The 20,409-nt window shown below is 54.6% G+C and carries 19 protein-coding genes; 6 read left to right on the top strand and 13 right to left on the bottom strand.

Annotated elements, in window-relative coordinates; genetic code table 11:
* Window positions 1–35: 35 nt before the first annotated feature.
* From dxs to xseB, 3 genes are read right to left on the bottom strand one after another with little or no spacing between them, the layout of a single operon-like run.
* Entirely contained in the window at window positions 36–1,898 is a 1,863-nt protein-coding gene (gene dxs, locus ACHH0Z_RS12570) for a 1-deoxy-D-xylulose-5-phosphate synthase (protein WP_395149539.1), read from the bottom strand.
* A gap of 24 nt (window positions 1,899–1,922) precedes the next feature.
* The gene (ispA, locus tag ACHH0Z_RS12575) at window positions 1,923–2,822 is read right to left on the bottom strand and encodes a (2E,6E)-farnesyl diphosphate synthase (RefSeq protein WP_008503332.1); all 900 of its coding nucleotides are present in this window, start codon (window positions 2,820–2,822) and stop codon (window positions 1,923–1,925) included.
* Window positions 2,823–3,065 carry an exodeoxyribonuclease VII small subunit gene (gene xseB / locus ACHH0Z_RS12580; RefSeq protein ID WP_008503331.1) on the bottom strand — a complete coding sequence of 81 codons (243 nt, stop codon included), beginning with the start codon at window positions 3,063–3,065 and terminating at the stop codon, window positions 2,823–2,825.
* Window positions 3,066–3,256: 191 nt separating this feature from the next.
* Between xseB and thiI the strand changes: the two genes are divergently transcribed.
* Window positions 3,257–4,705: a tRNA uracil 4-sulfurtransferase ThiI gene (thiI, locus tag ACHH0Z_RS12585; RefSeq protein ID WP_023343485.1), complete on the top strand. Its 1,449-nt coding sequence runs from the start codon at window positions 3,257–3,259 to the stop codon at window positions 4,703–4,705.
* A 94-nt stretch (window positions 4,706–4,799) separates the two neighbouring features.
* Here thiI and yajL read toward each other — a convergent pair whose 3' ends face one another.
* Together yajL and panE are read right to left on the bottom strand one after the other, a co-directional pair.
* Entirely contained in the window at window positions 4,800–5,393 is a 594-nt protein-coding gene (gene yajL, locus ACHH0Z_RS12590; RefSeq protein ID WP_008503329.1) for a protein deglycase YajL, read from the bottom strand.
* On the bottom strand, window positions 5,356–6,267 hold the full coding sequence (gene panE, locus ACHH0Z_RS12595) for a 2-dehydropantoate 2-reductase (RefSeq protein ID WP_008503328.1): 912 nt from the start codon (window positions 6,265–6,267) through the stop codon (window positions 5,356–5,358). Before panE ends, yajL begins: the two co-directional genes overlap by 38 nt.
* A gap of 121 nt (window positions 6,268–6,388) precedes the next feature.
* On the opposite strand from panE, the gene ACHH0Z_RS12600 reads away from it, so the two are divergent.
* Window positions 6,389–6,880, top strand: a complete 492-nt coding sequence (locus ACHH0Z_RS12600; RefSeq protein ID WP_023293165.1) for a YajQ family cyclic di-GMP-binding protein — start codon at window positions 6,389–6,391, stop codon at window positions 6,878–6,880.
* 31 nt (window positions 6,881–6,911) lie between these two features.
* Here ACHH0Z_RS12600 and ACHH0Z_RS12605 read toward each other — a convergent pair whose 3' ends face one another.
* The 8 genes from ACHH0Z_RS12605 to ACHH0Z_RS12640 form a co-directional block, all read right to left on the bottom strand.
* Window positions 6,912–8,273, bottom strand: coding sequence for an MFS transporter (locus tag ACHH0Z_RS12605; RefSeq protein ID WP_008503326.1), 1,362 nt, complete (start codon window positions 8,271–8,273; stop codon window positions 6,912–6,914).
* A gap of 149 nt (window positions 8,274–8,422) precedes the next feature.
* A complete protein-coding gene (cyoE, locus tag ACHH0Z_RS12610) occupies window positions 8,423–9,310 on the bottom strand; it encodes a heme o synthase (protein ID WP_008503325.1) in 888 nt (295 codons plus the stop codon).
* Between the two features lie 11 nt (window positions 9,311–9,321).
* Window positions 9,322–9,648, bottom strand: a complete 327-nt coding sequence (locus tag ACHH0Z_RS12615) for a cytochrome o ubiquinol oxidase subunit IV (protein WP_006176899.1) — start codon at window positions 9,646–9,648, stop codon at window positions 9,322–9,324.
* The gene (locus ACHH0Z_RS12620; RefSeq protein ID WP_008503324.1) at window positions 9,648–10,262 is read right to left on the bottom strand and encodes a cytochrome o ubiquinol oxidase subunit III; all 615 of its coding nucleotides are present in this window, start codon (window positions 10,260–10,262) and stop codon (window positions 9,648–9,650) included. The genes ACHH0Z_RS12615 and ACHH0Z_RS12620 overlap by 1 nt, the downstream gene beginning before the upstream one ends.
* Window positions 10,252–12,243, bottom strand: coding sequence for a cytochrome o ubiquinol oxidase subunit I (gene cyoB, locus ACHH0Z_RS12625; RefSeq protein ID WP_023326790.1), 1,992 nt, complete (start codon window positions 12,241–12,243; stop codon window positions 10,252–10,254). Before cyoB ends, ACHH0Z_RS12620 begins: the two co-directional genes overlap by 11 nt.
* Window positions 12,244–12,259: 16 nt before the next feature.
* Window positions 12,260–13,207, bottom strand: coding sequence for a cytochrome o ubiquinol oxidase subunit II (cyoA, locus tag ACHH0Z_RS12630; protein ID WP_008503322.1), 948 nt, complete (start codon window positions 13,205–13,207; stop codon window positions 12,260–12,262).
* Between the two features lie 479 nt (window positions 13,208–13,686).
* Window positions 13,687–15,162 carry a muropeptide MFS transporter AmpG gene (gene ampG / locus ACHH0Z_RS12635; RefSeq protein WP_045407981.1) on the bottom strand — a complete coding sequence of 492 codons (1,476 nt, stop codon included), beginning with the start codon at window positions 15,160–15,162 and terminating at the stop codon, window positions 13,687–13,689.
* Between the two features lie 46 nt (window positions 15,163–15,208).
* Complete coding sequence (locus tag ACHH0Z_RS12640; RefSeq protein WP_023310568.1) at window positions 15,209–15,787, bottom strand: lipoprotein; 579 nt, start codon at window positions 15,785–15,787, stop codon at window positions 15,209–15,211.
* A 305-nt stretch (window positions 15,788–16,092) separates the two neighbouring features.
* On the opposite strand from ACHH0Z_RS12640, the gene bolA reads away from it, so the two are divergent.
* From bolA to clpX, 4 genes are all read left to right on the top strand, one after another.
* Window positions 16,093–16,410: a transcriptional regulator BolA gene (bolA, locus tag ACHH0Z_RS12645; RefSeq protein ID WP_021241655.1), complete on the top strand. Its 318-nt coding sequence runs from the start codon at window positions 16,093–16,095 to the stop codon at window positions 16,408–16,410.
* 330 nt (window positions 16,411–16,740) lie between these two features.
* Window positions 16,741–18,039, top strand: coding sequence for a trigger factor (gene tig, locus ACHH0Z_RS12650; protein ID WP_008503318.1), 1,299 nt, complete (start codon window positions 16,741–16,743; stop codon window positions 18,037–18,039).
* Between the two features lie 260 nt (window positions 18,040–18,299).
* Entirely contained in the window at window positions 18,300–18,923 is a 624-nt protein-coding gene (gene clpP / locus ACHH0Z_RS12655) for an ATP-dependent Clp endopeptidase proteolytic subunit ClpP (RefSeq protein WP_008503317.1), read from the top strand.
* Window positions 18,924–19,049: 126 nt separating this feature from the next.
* Complete coding sequence (clpX, locus tag ACHH0Z_RS12660) at window positions 19,050–20,324, top strand: ATP-dependent protease ATP-binding subunit ClpX (protein WP_008503316.1); 1,275 nt, start codon at window positions 19,050–19,052, stop codon at window positions 20,322–20,324.
* The last annotated feature ends 85 nt before the right edge of the window (window positions 20,325–20,409 follow it).

Below are 20,409 nucleotides of genomic sequence, written 5' to 3' on the forward strand. Positions count from 1 at the left end.
TTTAAGCATAGCAGGAGCGGAAAAGGGGGGAGGGATCAGTCCAGCCAGGCGCGGATTTTAGCTTCGATACCGGCAGCGTCCAGGCCAATCGCCGCGCGGGCTTCGTCCTGGGTACCTTGCGGGATGAAATAGTCCGGCAGGCCGAGGTTCAGCACCGGAACGGCTTTACGGTTTGCCATCAGCACCTCGTTCACGCCGCTGCCCGCACCGCCCATAATCGCGTTCTCTTCCAGCGTGACCAGCACGTCGTGCGCCTCAGCAATACTCAGGATCAGGGATTCGTCGAGCGGCTTCACAAAGCGCATATCCACGAGGGTGGCATTCAGCGTTTCAGCTACTTTAGCCGCCTCTGGCATCAGCGTGCCGAAGTTCAGGATCGCCACTTTCTCACCGCGACGTTTAACCAGACCTTTACCGATCGCCAGCTTCTCCAGCGGCTGCAGCTCAACGCCCACCGCATTGCCGCGCGGATAGCGAACGGCGCTTGGGCCATCCTGATAGTGGTAGCCGGTAAACAGCATCTGCCGACATTCGTTCTCGTCGCTTGGCGTCATGATCACCATATCCGGAATGCAGCGCAGGAACGACAGGTCAAACGCGCCCTGGTGCGTCTGGCCGTCGGCACCGACGATGCCCGCACGATCGATAGCAAACAGCACCGGCAGCTTCTGGATCGCCACGTCGTGGATCACCTGATCGTAGGCGCGCTGCAGGAAGGTGGAATAGATAGCGACAACCGGTTTGTAGCCGCCGATCGCCAGGCCCGCTGCAAATGTCACCGCGTGCTGCTCGGCAATGGCCACGTCGAAATACTGGTCAGGGTATTTTTTAGAGAAATCTACCATGCCGGAGCCTTCGCGCATGGCCGGGGTGATCGCCATCAGCTTGTTGTCTTTTGCGGCGGTTTCGCACAGCCAGTCGCCGAAGATTTTTGAATAGCTCGGCATGCCGCCGCTGCTTTTCGGCAGACAGCCGCTGGACGGGTCAAATTTCGGTACTGCGTGGAAGGTAATCGGATCTTTTTCCGCTGGTTCGTAGCCACGCCCTTTTTTGGTCATGATGTGCAGGAACTGCGGGCCTTTCAGGTCGCGCATGTTCTTGAGCGTGGTGACCAGCCCCAGTACGTCGTGGCCGTCAACCGGGCCAATATAGTTAAAGCCCAGCTCCTCAAACAGGGTACCCGGCACGACCATGCCTTTGATGTGCTCTTCGGTACGCTTAAGCAGCTCTTTGATCGGCGGTACGCCGGAGAAGACTTTTTTACCGCCTTCACGCAGCGAGGAGTAAAGCTTGCCGGAGAGCAGCTGTGCCAGATGGTTGTTCAGCGCGCCAACGTTCTCGGAGATCGACATTTCGTTATCGTTGAGGATAACCAGCATGTCCGGCTTGATGTCGCCCGCATGGTTCATGGCTTCGAAGGCCATACCCGCGGTGATGGCGCCGTCGCCAATCACGCAGACGGTGCGGCGCTGCTTGTTCTCTTTCTCGGCGGCGACGGCAATACCGATGCCCGCAGAAATGGAGGTGGAGGAATGGCCGACGCTCAGCACGTCATACTCGCTCTCACCGCGCCACGGGAACGGATGCAGGCCACCTTTCTGACGAATAGTGCCAATTTTATCGCGACGTCCGGTCAGAATTTTGTGCGGATAGGCCTGGTGGCCCACGTCCCAGATGAGCTGATCGAACGGCGTGTTATAGACGTAGTGCAGCGCCACGGTCAGCTCTACCGTGCCAAGCCCGGAGGCGAAATGGCCGCTGGAGCGGCTTACGCTGTCGAGCAGGTAGCGACGCAGCTCGTCGCACAGCTTCGGCAGGCTCTCTTTCGGCAACAGACGTAACTCCTGGGTGGAGTCAACTAACGCCAGTGTCGGGTATTTGGCAATATCAAAACTCATCAAAGGCTCATCGAGATATATAGTTTATTTATCACGCTGGATTATATAGTCCGCTAGCGCTTCCAGTGCCGAGGTATCCAGCGATTGCGCAGCCAGTTCATTCAGTGACTGGCGGGCATCGTCAATCAGATCCCGGGCTTTACGTTGGGCTTGCTCAAGACCCAGCAGGGCGGGGTAGGTACTTTTGCCAAGCTGCTGGTCCGCACCCTGACGTTTACCCAATGTTGCAGTATCGCCCACCACATCCAGAATGTCATCCTGAACCTGGAATGCCAGACCGATACTTTCTGCGTATCTGTCCAGAATCGGCAGGGCTTTGCGCCCTTGCTCACCCGCGCTCAGCGCGCCCAGGCGAACGGCGGAACGAATCAATGCCCCGGTTTTATGGCGATGAATACGCTCCAGCTGTTCCAGATTAACCTGACGTCCTTCCGCTTCAAGATCCAGCGCCTGACCGCCGCACATGCCGGCCACGCCGCTGGCCATGGCCAGTTCGGAAATCATAGCCAGACGGTCACGGTCAGCCACTTCGGCCATTGGCGCGTCGCTCAGAATCGAGAACGCCAGCGTCTGCAGGGCATCACCCGCCAGAATAGCATTCGCCTCGCCAAACTTGATGTGGCAGGTGGGTTGACCCCGACGCAAATCGTCGTCGTCCATCGCCGGGAGATCGTCGTGGATCAGCGAGTAGGCATGGATGCACTCAACGGCGGCTGCCGGGGCGTCCAGCGTGTTATCGCTGATGCCAAACATGTTGCCGGTGGCGTACACCAGGAACGGGCGCAGGCGCTTTCCACCCAAGAGTGCGCCATAGTGCATGGCTTCAACCAGAGGAGTGTTCTGAAAAGGCTGTGGCGCAATAAATCGGCGCAGGGCGTCGTTGGCGCGCACAACGCGCGCCTGAAGCTCGTTGGCAAAATCCATTTACTCGGCGTCCGGTGTGAAAGGCGTGGTTTTCGCGTCTTCGCTGTCGGAAAGCAGGATCTGCACGCGCTGCTCGGCCTGCTGCAGTTTGACCTGCCCCTGGCGCGCCAGCTGCACGCCGCGCTCGAATTCGTTGAGCGCCTCTTCCAGCGGGAGATCGCCGCTCTCAAGACGGGTAACGATTTGCTCCAGTTCACTCAGCGCAGTTTCGAAACTGGCCGGTGCGTCGTTCTTCTTCGGCATAGTGAATTGACTCTTATATTCTCAGCCCCGACATGGTAACGGACTCAGGGCAATTATCAAATAACGCGCAATGTGCACAGGAGCGGCGCGATGGTGGTATACTTGCGCGCCTGGATGCAGCCACGGGTGTGGGCTGCTGTACTCTTTTCCATTACAAGCCTTAATACGCTTGCCTAAGAAACATTGCCGCCATGAAGTTTATCATTAAATTGTTCCCTGAAATCACCATCAAAAGCCAATCTGTGCGTTTGCGCTTTATTAAAATTCTCACCGGGAACATTCGTAACGTTTTAAAGCACTACGACGAAACCCTCGCCGTAGTGCGCCACTGGGACCACGTTGAGGTTCGTGCGAAAGACGAAAACAAACGTCAGGATATTCGCGACGCGCTGACCCGTATTCCAGGGATCCACCATATTCTGGAAGTGGAAGATGTCCCGTTCAGCGATATGCACGACATCTTCGAAAAAGCGCTGGTTCAGTACCGCGATCGGATCGAAGGCAAAACCTTTTGCGTGCGCGTGAAGCGTCGCGGTAAGCACGAATTCAGCTCCATTGAAGTGGAACGTTACGTTGGCGGCGGTTTGAACCAGCACGTTGAGACGGCGCGCGTGCGTCTGACCAACCCGGACGTGACCGTTAATCTGGAGATCGAAAACGATCGCCTGCTGTTGGTGAAAGGCCGCTATGAAGGTATCGGCGGCTTCCCGATCGGGACTCAGGAAGATGTTCTGTCCCTGATCTCCGGCGGCTTCGACTCCGGCGTGTCCAGCTATATGCTGATGCGCCGCGGCTGCCGCGTACACTACTGCTTCTTCAACCTGGGCGGCGCGGCGCACGAAATCGGCGTTCGTCAGGTGGCGCATTACCTGTGGAACCGCTTCGGCAGCTCCCACCGCGTGCGTTTCGTGGCAATCAATTTCGAACCGGTGGTCGGCGAGATTCTGGAGAAAGTGGACGACGGCCAGATGGGCGTCATACTGAAGCGCATGATGGTGCGTGCGGCATCCAAAGTGGCTGAACGCTACGGCGTGCAGGCGCTGGTCACAGGCGAAGCGCTGGGGCAGGTCTCCAGCCAGACGCTGACCAACCTGCGCCTGATCGACAACGTGTCTGATACCCTGATCCTGCGTCCGCTGATCTCCCATGATAAAGAGCACATCATCGATCTGGCGCGCGAAATCGGTACCGAAGATTTTGCCCGCACCATGCCGGAATACTGCGGCGTGATCTCAAAAAGCCCAACGGTGAAAGCGGTGAAGGCGAAGATCGAAGCGGAAGAAGAGAACTTCGATTTCAGCATTCTGGATAAAGTGGTGGAAGAAGCGTCCAACATTGATATCCGCGAGATCGCCCAGCAGACCGAGCAGGAAGTGGTAGAAGTGGAGACCGTGAGCGGTTTCGGCGCCAACGACGCGATTCTGGATATCCGCTCCATTGACGAGCAGGATGACAAGCCGCTGCAGGTTGACGGCGTCGAAGTGGTTTCTCTGCCGTTCTACAAGCTGAGCACGAAGTTTGGCGACCTCGACCAGAGCAAAACGTACCTGCTGTGGTGTGAGCGCGGGGTGATGAGCCGCCTGCAGGCGCTGTATCTGCGCGAGCAGGGCTTTGCCAATGTGAAGGTGTATCGTCCGTAGTTTCTCGCCCGGTGGCGCTTCGCTTACCGGGCCTACGGTACCGTGCATTTGTAGGCCGGGTAAGGCGTAGCCGCCACCCGGCTTTTTTTATGCACTACTCTTCATAGTAATTATAAATCCCCGCTGGCATCACCAGCGATGACGCCACTTCGTACGCCTTCTCGCGCCCGACCAGCAGGTCGATAATTTTTAAGCCAAAATCAATCGCGGTGCCTGGGCCCTGGCTTGTGAGCAGGTTGACGCGGGGATCCCAGACGACGCGCTTGTCCACCCATTGATCTTCCGGAATGGTGTCTTTCAGCCCCGGGAAGCCGGTCATATTGCCGATGGGGAAGATGTCATGGGGAACCAGCACCGTGCCGGCGGCGGCACAAATGGCGGCGACGATGCGGCCGGATAAATGGAACTGACGCACGGTCTCAACCAGCAGCGGGCTGTCACGAAAACATTCCGCGCCCTTCAGCCCGCCGGGCAGCACGATGATGTCGTAATCTCCGTCAGCCACCTGTACCAACGGTGCATCTGCAAGGATTTTTACCCCGCGTGAACAGGTGATTGCCAGATTACCGTCGCTGGCGACGCTGGCGGTGGTGACCTTAATGCCGCCGCGCACCATCAGATCAATGGTGGTGACCGCTTCCATCTCTTCGCTACCAGGGGCGAGGCAGATCAGTGCCGACGCGCTCATATTCACTCTCCTTACGTTTAACCAGGTCATACAGACGGGCGTTTTCCGGCACCGCGATGCCGTGTGCGCGGGCGCGTTTTAGCAGATATCCCGTAATGTAGTCGATCTCCGTGTGGCGTAATGCCCGAACATCCTGCAGCATCGAGGAGATGTTCTCAGCTGTACTCTCAATAACCTGCTCGACATAACAGCGCAAATCGTCTGCCGAGGTATGCAGCCCTTCCCGCTCAACGACCGCCGCGACTTCTGCACAGAGGGACGCCACCTCCTGCGGATGGTTTTTCAGTTCACCGTTCGGGCAGTTCCACAGCGCCGTCAGCGGGTTGATCACACAGTTAACGGCCAGCTTGCGCCAGAGTTGAGGGCGAATGTGGTTATGCCAGGCCACGTCCGGGAGCACCTTCTGCAGCACATCGGCAAGATAGCTGTAGTCCCCATCCTGCGTTCTGGCAGGCCCGATGTGCGTCACGCCGCTGGCGACATGCACGATGATGTTGCCGTCGCGGCGCGCAGCGTGGGTGGTCGTTGCCATCAGCAGGGGCTGCGGAACGCTTTTCAGCTCATCCAGGGTTCCCATGCCGTTATGCAGCAGCAGTATGGGCGAAGTGGGGGGGAGCTGCGCGGCCAGCGTTTTTACCGCGTCTGAGACCTGCCAGGCTTTAAGCGTCACCAGTAAAAGGTCGCTTTGCGCCAGGAAATCAGGATCGTTCGCGGTGAGGGATTCGTTAAAGATGCTTCCGTCTTCACCAATCAGGTTTACACTGCAATAAGGCTGGGGCACGCGCAGCCAGCCCTGAACCTCATGTCCGTGCTTGCACAGTGCGGTCAGCCACAGCTGACCAAGCGCTCCGCATCCGAGCACCGTAATTTTCATTGTTCCTCCTCACCTGCAACTGCGCCAGGTGTTACAGCTTAATTATACAGCTAAGCTTCTGTTGAGTTATGCCTCGTAGCGGGTATTATGCAACGCAACAAAAGTGAAGGGAGAAGAAAAGATGCCATCTTTCGATATTGTTTCCGAAGTTGATATCCAGGAAGTTCGCAACGGCGTTGAGAACGCAACCCGCGAAGTTGAGTCACGTTTCGATTTTCGTGGCGTTGAGGCGTCGTTTGAGCTGAACGATGCAAATAAGACCATTAAGGTGCTGAGCGAGTCTGATTTCCAGGTGAATCAGCTGCTCGACATTCTGCGCGCCAAGCTGTTGAAGCGCGGCATCGAAGGGACCTCACTGGACGTGCCGGACGAGTTTGTGCACAGCGGTAAGAACTGGTTTGTTGAAGCGAAGCTGAAGCAGGGCATCGAGAGCGCGGTGCAGAAGAAGATCGTTAAGCTCATCAAAGACAGCAAGCTGAAGGTGCAGGCGCAGATCCAGGGCGAGGAAATTCGCGTCACCGGTAAATCCCGCGACGACCTGCAGTCCGTGATGGCGCTGGTGCGCGGCGGCGACCTGGGGCAACCGTTCCAGTTTAAAAACTTCCGCGATTAATATAAAAAGCCCGGTTTAACCGGGCTTTTTTTCAGGCTTTCAGCGCCTGCTCGACCTCGAAGCGGTTGGTCACCTTGCTGTCAATTTTGACGTAAGCGCTGCGCTCTTCGGGAACAATTAGCACCTCCGTGACCCCTTCTTTTGCTTCCAGACGCTGTTTCAGCGCATCGCTAATCTCCACATCATCCGGGATTTCTACGCGCAGGCTGCTCACGTAGCGCGGCTCCTTCATGGTACCGGCGACCAGCAGCCAGACTGTCGCCAGCAGCGCGCCCGCGAGAAACACGGTTTGCGAATCAAACAGGCCGTCCACCCAGCCGCCAAGCGAGCCGCCGATTGCCACGCCGAGGAACTGGCTGGTGGAGTAAATACCCATCGCCGTGCCTTTGTAACCGGCGGGGGACTCTTTGCTGATCAGCGACGGCAGCAGGGCTTCCATCAGGTTAAACGCCAGGAAGAACAGCTGTACCCCGGCGATCAGTTCCCAGAAGTGCGGGCCGGCGCCCCAGAGCACGATCTCGGCAATCAGCAGGAGCGCCACGCACCCCACGAAGACGCGCTTCATTTTGCGCTTCACTTCGGCGTAGATGATGAACGGCACGACGGAGACAAACGAAATCAACATCGTGACCAGATAGATTTTCCAGTGCTCAGCCGCCGGGAAACCCGCTGCGGCAAGCTGGCCGGGAAGGGCGACAAAGGTCGACATCAGCAGAATGTGCAGGCACATAATGCCAAAATTCAGCTTAAGCAGGCGCGGCTCGACAATCACCTTGCTGAAGCAGCCTTTAACCATCCCCGACTCACGGTTGAGGACGTGGTTTTTGCTGTCCGGCACCACCCACAGGGTTAAGGCAATGCCGAGGGTCGCCAGCACGGCAATCATCCAGAACAGGGCGTGCAGGCCGAGCGCATGGGTGATTATCGGGCCCAGCACCATCGCAATCGCAAACGTCACGCCAAAGCTGACGCCGATAAAGGCCATGGCTTTGGTGCGGTTCTGCTCGCGGGTTAAGTCTGACAGCAGCGCCATCACCGCGGCGGCAATCGCGCCGGAGCCCTGCAGGGCGCGGCCAAGAATAATCCCCCAGATGGAGTGGGAGAGGGCGGCAATGACGCTTCCGAGCACAAAGACCAGCAGCCCGCCGACAATCAGCGGTTTGCGGCCCACCCGGTCAGAGAGCAGGCCAAACGGGATCTGGAACACCGCCTGCGCCAGACCATAAATGCCAATGGCGAGGCCAATCAGCGCCTCGCTGGCCCCCTGCAGCGCCATACCGTATGTGGTCAGAACAGGCAGGACCATAAACATGCCAAGCATCCGTAGCGAGAAGACAGTCCCTAAGCCCCAGGTCGCGCGTAGCTCGCCTGGCGTCATTTTATAATCGTTCATTACCACCTCAGTTCAAAAGCAGGCCATAGTGTAGTGCGGGGAAGGGGCGGGGTAAATAAAGGGTTATTTAACAAATATTACATGCGTTATTAATGGATTTTATGAATAAAAAAGGGTGCCGAAGCACCCCTTTATTCACCTGTTGTGGCTTACCAGACGTAAGTCAGCAGGTTATGTGAATCTGGCACCATGAAATCCACGGACATCATCACGGACAGCGAGGTGATGGCCACAATCGAGAACACAAACAGCTTGCGCGCCCAGACTTTGTCATCTTCCACTTTGTAACCGCGCAGCGCCATGCCGAGCCACCAGACGCTCACCGCAGCCGCTACCGCCAGATATTTGTATCCGGCGTAACCACCCAGAGAGAGCATCAGCGTTGCCACGGCAAAGGCGATGATGTACAGCGTGATGTGGTTCTTGGCAACGGAGATGCCCTTCACGACCGGCAGAACCGGGATGTTCGCTGCCTGATAATCCTTAAAGCGGAAAATCGCGATGGCATAGGAGTGCGGCATCTGCCACAGGCTAAAGATAGCCAGCAGGATCAGCGCACCGCTGTCGAACTCGTTCGTGACCGCGCAGTAGCCAATCACCGGCGGCGCAGCGCCGGAGAGAGAACCAATCAGCGTGCCGTAGACGGAGTGACGTTTCATATACAGGCTATAGATGCCCACATACACCACGAACCCCATCACCCCCAGCCAGCAGGCCAGCGGGTTAGCACCAAACCACAGCAGCATAAAGCCAGCAATACCCAGCAAGGTGGCGTACACCAGCGAGACGGAAGGGGCGATCAGGCCTTTCACCAGCACCCGATTTTTGGTCCTTTCCATCTTCTTGTCGATATCCATGTCGATGTAGTTGTTAAATACACAACCGGACGCAACAACCAGTGACACACCGACCAGCGTGTAGATAAAGAGGGCGTAATCAATGCTGCCCTTAGAGGCCAGCAGGAACCCTCCGATCACGGAGATCAGGTTGCCAAAGATGATGCCTGGTTTCGTTACTTGCAGGTATTGCTTAAACATACTCGCCGCTCTTAGTGAACCATCATGTTGTAGTTGAGGTTCCACATAATCCAGATGGAACCGACTACCAGGATAGCGATGATAATCACGGTAAAGATAAAGGCGGTCATGTTCCAGCCTTCATCGGACTTGGTGTTCATGTGCAGGAAGCAAACCAGATGCACCAGAATCTGAATCACCGCGGTCACCAGGATTGCACCCAGGATAACCGGCTTAGACGCAGAACCGCTCATCACCATCCAGAACGGGATCACCGTCAGGATGATCGACAGGATGAAACCTGTCATGTAGGTTTTTACGCTGCCGTGGGAAGCGCCATGATCGTTAGAATGACTCATTACATCGCCCCCATCAGATAGACAACAGAGAACACACAGATCCACACCACGTCCAGGAAGTGCCAGAATAGGCTCAGGCACAGGATACGGGTACGGTTAGTACTGGTCAGGCCGCGACGGGAAATCTGGAACATCAGGACTGCCATCCAGATCAGACCGGAGGTCACGTGCAGACCGTGGGTGCCAACCAGCGCGAAGAACGCGGACAGGAAGCCACTGCGATCCGGGCCGAAGCCTTCCATGATCAGGTGATGGAATTCATAGATTTCCATCCCGATAAATCCAGCACCAAACAACCAGGTCAACGCCAGCCAGGAGACAACCTGGCTCTTGTTGTTTTTGTACATGGCGATAGCCGCCATGCCGTAGGTGATGGAGCTGAATAACAGCAGTGCGGTTTCAACCAGAACGAACGGCAGTTCAAAGATGTCCTTGCCGGTCGGGCCGCCCGCTGTGCCGTTCACCAGAACGGCATAGGTCGCGAACAGACAGCAGAACAGAATGCAGTCGCTCATCAGGTAGATCCAGAAACCGAAGACTTTGGTCGGTCCTGTATCGTGGTGCGCATGTTCATGCGCGTGGGCAGTTGAGTGCGCCAGAGTATCAGTTGCCATTTTTCAGCCCCGCTTTAGAAATCTCGTCGAAATGCTGATTTTCCAGCTTTTCAACTTCACGGACTGGTACGTAGTAGTCCACGTCCTCGTCAAAGCTCTTCACAATCCAGCTGATTACGATGCCAGCAAAGCCAACAATCGCCATCCACCAGATGTGCCAGATCATTGCGAAACCAAATACCGTTGCGAAGGCGGCAATGACAATGCCCGCACCGCTGTTTTTCGGCATATGGATCTCTTCGTAATGAGCAGGTTGCTTGTACGCTTCACCTTTTTCTTTCATTTCCCAGAATGCGTCACGTTCATGAACCTGAGGCACGATGGCAAAGTTATAGAAAGGCGGTGGAGAAGAGGTCGCCCACTCCAGCGTACGGCCACCCCATGGGTCACCAGTCAGGTCACGGTTCTGGTCGCGGTCGCGAATAGACACGTAGAACTGAATCAGCTGAGACGCGATACCACAGGCAATCAGCACGGCACCGCCCGCTGCAATCATCAGCATTGGGTGGAACTGCGGATCAATCTGCTGGCTCAGACGACGGGTCATACCCATGAAGCCCAGCACGTACAGCGGCATAAAGGCGACGAAGAAGCCGATGATCCAGAACCAGAACGCGCGTTTACCCCATTTTTCGTTCAGCGTGAAGCCGAACGCTTTTGGCCACCAGTAGGTTACGCCAGCGAAGCAGCCGAAGACCACGCCACCGATGATAACGTTATGGAAGTGCGCAATCAGGAACAGGCTGTTGTGCAGAACGAAGTCAGCACCCGGTACCGCCAGCAGTACGCCGGTCATCCCACCTACGGAGAAGGTCACGATGAAGCCGATGGTCCACAGCATTGCTGAGTGGAACACGATACGGCCCTGATACATGGTGAACAGCCAGTTGAAGATCTTCACCCCGGTCGGGATGGCGATAATCATGGTGGTAATACCGAAGAAGGCGTTTACGTTCGCGCCCGCACCCATGGTGAAGAAGTGGTGCAGCCAAACGATGAACGACAGAACGGTAATACACACGGTTGCCCACACCAGAGAGGTGTAACCAAACAGACGTTTACGCGAGAAGGTTGCCGCGATTTCGGAGAACACACCGAAGACAGGCAGAACCAGGATGTAAACTTCCGGGTGACCCCATGCCCAAATCAGGTTGATGTACATCATCATGTTGCCACCCATATCGTTCGTGAAGAAATGGGTGCCCAGGTAGCGGTCCAGGGTCAGCAGCGCGATGGTAACAGTCAGAATTGGGAAGGACGCAATAATCAGGATGTTGGCGCACAGAGATGCCCAGGTAAATACCGGCATCTTGAACATGGTCATGCCAGGGGCACGCATCTTGATAATGGTCACGAAGAAGTTGATACCGGTCAGGGTCGTACCGACACCGGAGAGCTGAAGCGCCCAAATCCAGTAGTCGACGCCAACGCCCGGGCTGTACTCAATTCCTGACAGCGGTGGGTAAGCCAGCCAGCCGGTCTGCGCGAATTCGCCCACGCCCAGTGACAGGTTAACCAGAATAACGCCGACAACGGTGAACCAGAAGCTCAGGTTGTTCAGGAACGGGAACGCAACGTCGCGCGCGCCGATTTGCAGCGGAACGACCACGTTCATCAGACCGATAACCAGCGGCATCGCCACGAAGAAGATCATGATAACGCCGTGGGCGGTAAAGATCTGATCGTAGTGGTGCGGTGGCAGGAAGCCGGCTTCACCCGCAGACGCGAGCGCCTGCTGGCTACGCATCATGATCGCATCCGCAAAGCCACGAATTAACATGACGATACCGACGATGCAGTACATGATACCGAGTTTTTTGTGGTCAACCGAAGTCAGCCACTCATTCCACAGGTAGCTCCACTTACCGAAGTAAGTGATCAGGCCAACTAAGGCCGCGCCACCGATGATAATTGCAGCCACCGTAACCATGATAATCGGTTCATGGTAGGGCACTGCATCCAGTGTCAATTTTCCGAACATTTTCTTCCTCGGCCCCTTAGTGAGCGGTTTCCGCGTGGCTCATGTCCATGCCTTCCATACCTTCGTGCGCGCTGTGCTCGCCTTCTGGCTGGGTCATGTCCATGCTCTTGCCGTGATCCATAAATTTGCCAATAACGTCTTTGAACAAATCAGGCTTCACGTTAGAGAAGTACTCCACCTTGTTGTATTCGCTAGGTGCAGCCACTTTTTCGAACGCCGCCATGTCAGACATGGTGTTTGGAGACTGTTTCGCTTTTTCAACCCACTGGTCGAAAGCGGCACGGTCTGGCGTTGCAATAGCTTTGAACTTCATACCTGAGAAGCCCGGGCCGCTATAGCTGGCGGAGATACCATCGTAGGTGCCTGCTTCATTCGCGATCAGATGCAGGTTAGTCTGCATACCGGCCATCGCGTAAATCTGGCTACCCAGACGCGGGATGAAGAAGGAGTTCATTACGGAGTTGGAGGTCACTTTGAACTGAACCGGAGTGTTCGCCGGGAAGGCGATTTCATTCACGGTAGCAATGCCCTGCTCTGGATAGATGAAGAACCATTTCCAGTCCATGGAGACCACTTCAATGGTAATCGGTTTTTCATCGTGAACCAGCGGCTTGCTTGGCTCAAGTGCGTGAGTGGTTTTCCAGGTCAGTACGGCAAGGAACAGGATGATCAGGATAGGTACCGTCCAGACCACAGCTTCCACTTTGTTGGAGTGTGACCAGTTCGGGCTATACTTCGCATCTTTATTGCTCGCACGATACTTCCAGGCGAAACCAACAGCCATCAAAATGGCTGGAATAACCACAATCAACATCAGGCCAAAAGCCGTCAATATCAGTGAACGTTGTTCCAGTCCAATCTGTCCTTTGGGGTCTAGTAGTGCAGAATCACAGCCACTGAGTAATACAGTGCCTGCGAATAATGACAACCATCCCAAACTTTTATTGTATTTCCTGAGTCTCATTTAACGACCTCAATTCCACGGGAGTCTGGTGGCGTTTAAAGTGTGCGGGCATTTTACGGGAAGGTTACATTACTGTAAACATCATTAGGCCTGTGTCAGGAAGGTGTTACCGGGTTCTGCCGCACGTGTCACAAGTGTTGCAAATTATGTCGGTTTTTATGACCGAAGCCGCATGAGATGGGCTTTATAACGAAAGGACCCCCAAGCATACCCTAAAAGGGACAATTGGTATAACCATTGTTAAAAATAAACAAAAAATTAACAATTAATTATCAATAAAAAGACATCTAAAAAACGAAAAATCAAACTATCGCATGCTGAATCGTTTAATGAAAAATAGCGTTTTGGAACCAGAGCCAATAATTTCCAAATCCTATCCCGCACAAAACAACAAATATTTTTTTTAGTCGATGGTGGCTATTTCACCGTTATAATTTCGGTTGGTGATTACAACGGGAAATAACCTTTCGCATTTTTCTTCAGGTCAGCTGCGTTTTACGCAACGCCATGAAATCGAGCAGACCGCCCGTCAGGATCCCAACGATGGCCAGCAGGGCTCCGGCGTCCAGCAGAAGGGCCTCAAAGGGGAGCGCCAGTGGTGTGCTGGCATTAATAATGAGCACGATAAGCCAGAGTGCCAGCGCAACGCAGCCCATCATTAACAGACGTAACGCAAAACGGTAGGCGCGGTGATATTCCGTTCGTGGCATAAAGTGTTCGGTCCGCTGGGTATATTCCAGCGTCTGGCGACAGACCAGCAACAATAAAATCCCCGGCACGGCAGCCACGACGGAGAAAAGATAAAACGTTGGCCAACCGTGGGCTTCCACAAACCAGCCGGCAATCGGACCTACGTAAACGCGGCCAACGGCAGAGAGCGCCGAGAGCAGCGCGAACTGCGTGGCGGAAAATGACTTGTTGCACAGGGTCATCAGCAGGGCGACAAAGGCTGCTGTCCCCATACCGCCGCAGAGATTTTCGAAGAACACCGCAGCGGCCATGCTGATCATATGTTTGTCGGTAATCGACAGCAGCCAGTAGCCTGCGTTAGAGGCGCCCTGAAGAATGCCGAAGATCAGCAGTGCGCGGAACAGCGTCAGGCGCTGCATCAGCACGCCACCGTAAAGTGCCCCGACAATGGTCGCAAACAGCCCCAGCGTTTTATTCACTACCCCCACTTCACCGGCATCAAAACCGACACCGCGGATCAGGAAGGTGGTGGTCAGGCTCATGGCAAAGGCGTCGCCAAGCTTATAAAGGACGATCAGCAGCAGGATCAGCCAGGCGTTGTTGCGGCCAAAGAAGTCGCGCAGCGGTTCGGCCACGGCCTGCTCCAGCGAGCGGGGAACCGGAATAACGTCGCTCGGTTCGGGGGCAAAGAACGTGGCGATAATGCAGGGGATAAGCAGGGCGGCCATCAGCCAGTACATGCCCTGCCAGCCGAGGTAACGGTCGGCCAGCCACAGCGCCAGCCCGCCAGAGACCAGCATCCCGAGGCGATAGCCCAGCACGCTGATGGCCGCACCGGCACCGCGTTCTTCCGCAGGTAACACGTCCGTCTTCCAGGCGTCGAACACGATATCCTGAGAGGCGGAACAGAAGGCAATCACCACCGCAAGCGCGGCCATCCAGCGCAGCTGCGTGGTGGGCTCAAGAAACCCCATCGCCGCGATGGCCAGCAGCAGCAGGACCTGCGTCATCACCAGCCAGCCGCGGCGACGCCCGAGGAACGGCGGCGTATAGCGATCCATCACCGGCGACCACAGGAACTTGAAAACATAGGCCTGACCGACAAGCGAGAAGAAACCAATGGTTTTGAGATCGATGTTCTCGACCGTCATCCACGCCTGAAGCGTGCCGGAGGTGAGCGCGAGGGGTAAACCCGAGGCAAAGCCGAGGATCAGCAGAATCGCTGATTTCGGTTGCTGGAAAATGCGTAAGTAATGGCTGGACATGTTCTTTTAAGACTGACCCGGTGTTACACCGGGTCAGTGAGCAGGATTAACGTGCGTTCTGCTTGATAAAGTCGTGGATGCTGGTGTCCTGCGCCATATCGGCGATGGTATCGGTCAGCACGCTGTTAACGGCGTTAGCAATGTTCTGGTTGGATGCCTGGAACGCACCTTCAACAGAGTAGCTCGCGCGGTAGTTTTTGGTCATCTTGTTGCCATTCTTCGCGGTGGCAATGATGGCGATATCCGCTTTGGTGGCGATATTGTAGCGCACGTTGCCCTGTGACACGTCAGCGTACAGGTTGTTAACGATGATCTGCAGATCAACCGCACCGCTTGGGCCGATCATATAGCCGCGAGCGGTCATTTGTTTCTCCAGCACTTCCTGCAGCAGGAAGCGCAGGTCACGTGACGCGGTGAGCGTCACCTGCTGGTTATCGCGGGTCACTTTTGCCAGCGCCTGATCCTGACGCTGATCGGCACCGTTAATGCTCACGGTGACGCCCATCAGGCTTGGGTCCTGCTGAGGCAGGGTGATTTTTGGTGAGACATCAATGGTGGTAGGCGGGGTAGCACAGCCTGCCAGCATAAAAAGGGCTACCAATGGAAAGAAGAGTTTTTTTAACATTTTTAAGTTCTCACGAATCGTAAGCATAATAGAGAGAAAAATTGCCGCCATCATAACATCGCCAACGGTCAGGGGAAGTGGTCAACGCATGTAAATTCATCGTCTTGTCTGAAAACTGACCAGCTCACTCATTTTCTCCTTTCACGGATGATAAAAGGTATGAGCCTCACAGTTAACTTCATTCGTTTGAATGAGAAAATCGGACGAAAGCTAAATATTTGTTGTCAATGTGTAATGGAAACGGTAAAAGCGGCTAATATTTAAAGGGATGGGTGACATCCTGGCGTTGTCGGAGGAGTAATTTCATGATGATACGTGAGCATATAGAAGATAAATTAAGGGCAGCGTTCAACCCTGTGTTCCTCGAAGTCGTCGACGAAAGCTATCGTCATAACGTACCGGCAGGTTCTGAAAGCCACTTTAAAGTGGTTCTGGTTAGCGATCGCTTCACGGGAGAACGTTTCCTGAACCGACATCGCTTGATCTACAGCACCTTGACGGAAGAGCTCTCCACGACCGTGCATGCGCTGGCACTGCATACCTACACCATTAAGGAATGGGAAGGCTTGCAGGATACGGTTTTCGCATCGCCGCCCTGTCGCGGTGCAGGCACTATCGCCTGATAAATCGGATTTGCAACGGCTGGAGCTTTTCCAGTATGTTGCTTACAGATTTCCTCAAAACGGCCTTCGGGCCGTTTTGTTTTGTCTGAGTTTTGAGCGGATGGTGCGATTTTAAGGCTAAAAATAGCCTTAAAGTGTGAAAAAAGCCGCAGCAACATGCCCCAACCGTTCTCGACTCACCTAAGTGATGCCGCTATAATGCCGCGTCTTATTGAATGTCTTCGGGATGATTCTGGCGACAGGGAATGTGAATCTGCACTAAGAGAGCATCCCGGTATAACAGACAGATTCAGAGTTGACCGAGCACTGTGATTTTTTTGAGGTAACAAGATGCAAGTTTCAGTTGAAACCACTCAAGGCCTTGGCCGCCGTGTAACGATTACTATCGCTGCTGACAGCATCGAAACTGCTGTGAAAAGCGAGCTGGTCAACGTAGCAAAAAAAGTACGTATTGACGGCTTCCGTAAGGGCAAAGTACCAATGAATGTTGTTGCTCAGCGTTATGGCGCTTCCGTGCGTCAGGATGTGCTGGGTGAACTGATGAGCCGCAACTTTATCGATGCGATCATCAAAGAAAAAATCAATCCGGCCGGTGCGCCAAACTACGTTCCAGGCGAATACAAACTGGGCGAAGACTTCACCTACTCCGTAGAGTTTGAAGTGTATCCGGAAGTTGAGCTGAAAGGTCTGGAATCTATCGAAGTTGAAAAACCGATTGTCTCCGTGACTGACGAAGACGTTGACGGCATGCTGGACACCCTGCGTAAGCAGCAGGCGAACTGGAAAGAGAAAGAAGGCGCTGTTGACGCGGAAGACCGCGTAACCATCGACTTCACCGGTTCTGTAGACGGCGAAGAGTTCGAAGGCGGCAAAGCGTCTGACTTCGTACTGGCAATGGGCCAGGGTCGTATGATCCCAGGCTTCGAAGACGGTATCAAAGGCCACAAGGCTGGCGAAGAGTTCACCATCGACGTGACCTTCCCGGAAGAGTACCACGCTGAAAACCTGAAAGGTAAAGCAGCGAAGTTCGTCATCAACCTGAAGAAAGTGGAAGAGCGCGAACTGCCAGAACTGACTGAAGAGTTCATCAAACGTTTCGGCGTGGAAGACGGTTCTGTTGCTGGCCTGCGTACCGAAGTGCGTAAAAACATGGAGCGCGAGCTGAACGGTGCTGTGCGTAACCGCGTGAAGTCTCAGGCGATCGAAGGCCTGGTGAAAGCCAACGAAATCGACGTTCCTGCTGCACTGATCGACAGCGAAATCGACGTTCTGCGCCGTCAGGCTGCACAGCGTTTCGGTGGCAACCAGCAGCAAGCGATGGAACTGCCGCGCGAGCTGTTCGAAGAGCAGGCAAAACGCCGCGTTGTGGTTGGCCTGCTGCTGGGCGAAGTGATTCGTACCCACGAGCTGAAAGCTGACGAAGAGCGTGTGAAAGGCCTGATCGAAGAGATGGCTTCTGCATACGAAGATCCATCAGAAGTGATCGAGTTCTACGGTAAGAACAAAGAGCTGATGGACAACATGCGCAACGTTGCCCTGGAAGAGCAGGCGGTTGAAGCGGTACTGGCGAAAGCGAAAGTGACCGAAAAAGCGACCTCTTTCAACGAACTGATGAACCAGCAGGCGTAATTTCGCCCCAACGGTTTAAAGTTTGAACAGAAAACCCGTTGCCTTGCGGCAGCGGGTTTTTTTTATCGCAGCCAGAGCCCAGGAAGAGTGCTAAAACGCCCTTTCGGTGTTAGCGTAACAACAAAAGGTTGTTATGCTTGAAATAGGGCACTGTGAACCCCATAAGTACGTAATCATGATGAATGAGACTGGCTGATAATCCGTCCGTAAGGTTACAATCAGTACAGCAGGTGTTTTCAATTTTGATCCAGGAGACGGAAATGTCATACAGTGGCGAACGAGATAACTTTGCACCCCATATGGCTCTGGTGCCAATGGTTATTGAACAGACCTCACGTGGTGAGCGTTCTTTTGATATCTATTCCCGTCTGCTCAAGGAACGCGTTATCTTTCTGACCGGCCAGGTGGAAGACCACATGGCTAACCTGATCGTGGCGCAGATGCTGTTTCTGGAAGCGGAAAACCCGGAAAAAGACATTTACCTGTACATTAACTCCCCGGGTGGCGTGATTACCGCAGGGATGTCCATTTATGACACCATGCAATTCATCAAACCGGATGTCAGCACGATCTGTATGGGTCAGGCCGCATCTATGGGTGCGTTCCTGTTAACCGCAGGGGCGAAGGGTAAGCGTTTCTGCTTGCCGAATTCCCGCGTGATGATTCACCAGCCGCTGGGCGGTTACCAGGGGCAGGCGACGGATATCGAAATCCACGCCCGCGAAATCCTGAAAGTAAAAGCGCGCATGAATGAACTTATGGCGCAGCATACGGGTCAACCTCTCGAGCAGATCGAGCGCGATACCGAGCGCGATCGCTTCCTCTCTGCTTCAGAGGCAGTTGAGTACGGCTTAGTCGACTCCGTGTTGACCCATCGTAATTGATGCCCGCGACGCGAGTGTGCCGCTATACTAAGGTAGGGCGGCACGCTGCTTGATGCAGCTTGCGTCTTAGAATGGCATTTGCGTCGTCATGTGCGGCACAAAGAACTTAAAAAGAGGTTTGGACTCATGACAGATAAACGCAAAGATGGTTCGGGCAAACTGCTGTACTGCTCTTTTTGCGGCAAAAGCCAGCATGAAGTGCGTAAACTGATTGCCGGGCCGTCCGTGTATATCTGCGACGAATGCGTCGATTTATGTAACGACATCATTCGCGAAGAGATTAAAGAAGTCGCACCGCACCGTGAGCGCAGCGCGCTGCCAACGCCGCATGAAATTCGTCATCACCTTGACGACTACGTCATCGGCCAGGAGCAGGCCAAGAAAGTGCTGGCGGTAGCGGTCTATAACCACTACAAACGCCTGCGTAACGGCGATACCAGCAATGGCGTGGAACTGGGTAAAAGTAACATTCTGCTGATCGGCCCAACCGGTTCCGGTAAAACGCTGCTGGCTGAAACCCTGGCGCGTCTGCTTGATGTTCCGTTCACCATGGCGGATGCCACCACCCTGACCGAAGCCGGTTATGTGGGTGAGGACGTCGAAAACATCATCCAGAAACTGCTGCAGAAGTGCGATTACGACGTACAGAAAGCCCAGCGCGGGATTGTTTACATCGATGAGATCGACAAGATCTCCCGTAAATCCGACAACCCGTCCATCACTCGTGACGTATCGGGTGAAGGCGTACAGCAGGCACTGCTGAAGCTGATCGAAGGTACGGTTGCCGCCGTTCCGCCACAGGGTGGTCGTAAACATCCGCAGCAGGAGTTCCTGCAGGTTGATACCTCCAAGATCCTGTTCATCTGTGGCGGTGCCTTTGCTGGTCTGGATAAAGTCATCTCCCACCGTGTTGAAACCGGCTCCGGCATTGGTTTTGGCGCAACGGTGAAATCCACATCCGAAAAACCGAACGAAGGCGAGCTCCTGGCACAGGTTGAACCAGAAGATCTGATCAAATTCGGTCTGATCCCTGAATTCATCGGTCGTCTGCCGGTTGTGGCTACGCTGAATGAGCTGAGTGAAGAGGCGCTGATCCAGATCCTGAAAGAGCCGAAAAATGCGCTGACCAAGCAGTATCAGGCGCTGTTCAATCTGGAAGGGGTTGATCTGGAATTCCGCGACGAAGCGCTGGATGCGATTGCCAAAAAAGCAATGAGCCGCAAAACCGGCGCGCGTGGCCTGCGTTCTATCGTTGAAGCGGCACTGCTCGACACCATGTACGATCTGCCGTCGATGGAAGACGTTGAGAAAGTGGTGATTGACGAGTCGGTCATCAGCGGTCAAACCAAACCGCTGCTGATTTACGGCAAACCGGAAGCCCAGCAGGCATCTGGCGAATAATTCACCAAATCATACAAGCAGTTAATCAAAAAGGGGGGATTTTATCTCCCCTTTACTTTTTCCGTATTCATAGCGTTGAATGTGT

The organism is Enterobacter cloacae complex sp. 2024EL-00227, from assembly GCF_043945315.1.
In the GTDB taxonomy this organism is placed as follows: domain Bacteria; phylum Pseudomonadota; class Gammaproteobacteria; order Enterobacterales; family Enterobacteriaceae; genus Enterobacter; species Enterobacter roggenkampii.

Excerpts from the sequence above, each read along its gene's own strand:
- tig (WP_008503318.1), top strand. The coding sequence starts at position 16,741 with ATGCAAGTTTCAGTTGAAACCACTCAAGGCCTTGGCCGCCGTGTAACG.
- cyoB (WP_023326790.1), bottom strand. The coding sequence starts at position 12,243 with ATGTTCGGAAAATTGACACTGGATGCAGTGCCCTACCATGAACCGATT.
- ACHH0Z_RS12640 (WP_023310568.1), bottom strand. The coding sequence starts at position 15,787 with ATGTTAAAAAAACTCTTCTTTCCATTGGTAGCCCTTTTTATGCTGGCA.
- dxs (WP_395149539.1), bottom strand. The coding sequence starts at position 1,898 with ATGAGTTTTGATATTGCCAAATACCCGACACTGGCGTTAGTTGACTCC.
- ampG (WP_045407981.1), bottom strand. The coding sequence starts at position 15,162 with ATGTCCAGCCATTACTTACGCATTTTCCAGCAACCGAAATCAGCGATT.
- clpX (WP_008503316.1), top strand. The coding sequence starts at position 19,050 with ATGACAGATAAACGCAAAGATGGTTCGGGCAAACTGCTGTACTGCTCT.
- yajL (WP_008503329.1), bottom strand. The coding sequence starts at position 5,393 with ATGAGCGCGTCGGCACTGATCTGCCTCGCCCCTGGTAGCGAAGAGATG.
- ACHH0Z_RS12605 (WP_008503326.1), bottom strand. The coding sequence starts at position 8,273 with ATGAACGATTATAAAATGACGCCAGGCGAGCTACGCGCGACCTGGGGC.
- ACHH0Z_RS12600 (WP_023293165.1), top strand. The coding sequence starts at position 6,389 with ATGCCATCTTTCGATATTGTTTCCGAAGTTGATATCCAGGAAGTTCGC.
- ispA (WP_008503332.1), bottom strand. The coding sequence starts at position 2,822 with ATGGATTTTGCCAACGAGCTTCAGGCGCGCGTTGTGCGCGCCAACGAC.
- ACHH0Z_RS12620 (WP_008503324.1), bottom strand. The coding sequence starts at position 10,262 with ATGGCAACTGATACTCTGGCGCACTCAACTGCCCACGCGCATGAACAT.
- panE (WP_008503328.1), bottom strand. The coding sequence starts at position 6,267 with ATGAAAATTACGGTGCTCGGATGCGGAGCGCTTGGTCAGCTGTGGCTG.
- cyoA (WP_008503322.1), bottom strand. The coding sequence starts at position 13,207 with ATGAGACTCAGGAAATACAATAAAAGTTTGGGATGGTTGTCATTATTC.
- ACHH0Z_RS12615 (WP_006176899.1), bottom strand. The coding sequence starts at position 9,648 with ATGAGTCATTCTAACGATCATGGCGCTTCCCACGGCAGCGTAAAAACC.
- bolA (WP_021241655.1), top strand. The coding sequence starts at position 16,093 with ATGATGATACGTGAGCATATAGAAGATAAATTAAGGGCAGCGTTCAAC.
- clpP (WP_008503317.1), top strand. The coding sequence starts at position 18,300 with ATGTCATACAGTGGCGAACGAGATAACTTTGCACCCCATATGGCTCTG.
- xseB (WP_008503331.1), bottom strand. The coding sequence starts at position 3,065 with ATGCCGAAGAAGAACGACGCACCGGCCAGTTTCGAAACTGCGCTGAGT.
- thiI (WP_023343485.1), top strand. The coding sequence starts at position 3,257 with ATGAAGTTTATCATTAAATTGTTCCCTGAAATCACCATCAAAAGCCAA.
- cyoE (WP_008503325.1), bottom strand. The coding sequence starts at position 9,310 with ATGTTTAAGCAATACCTGCAAGTAACGAAACCAGGCATCATCTTTGGC.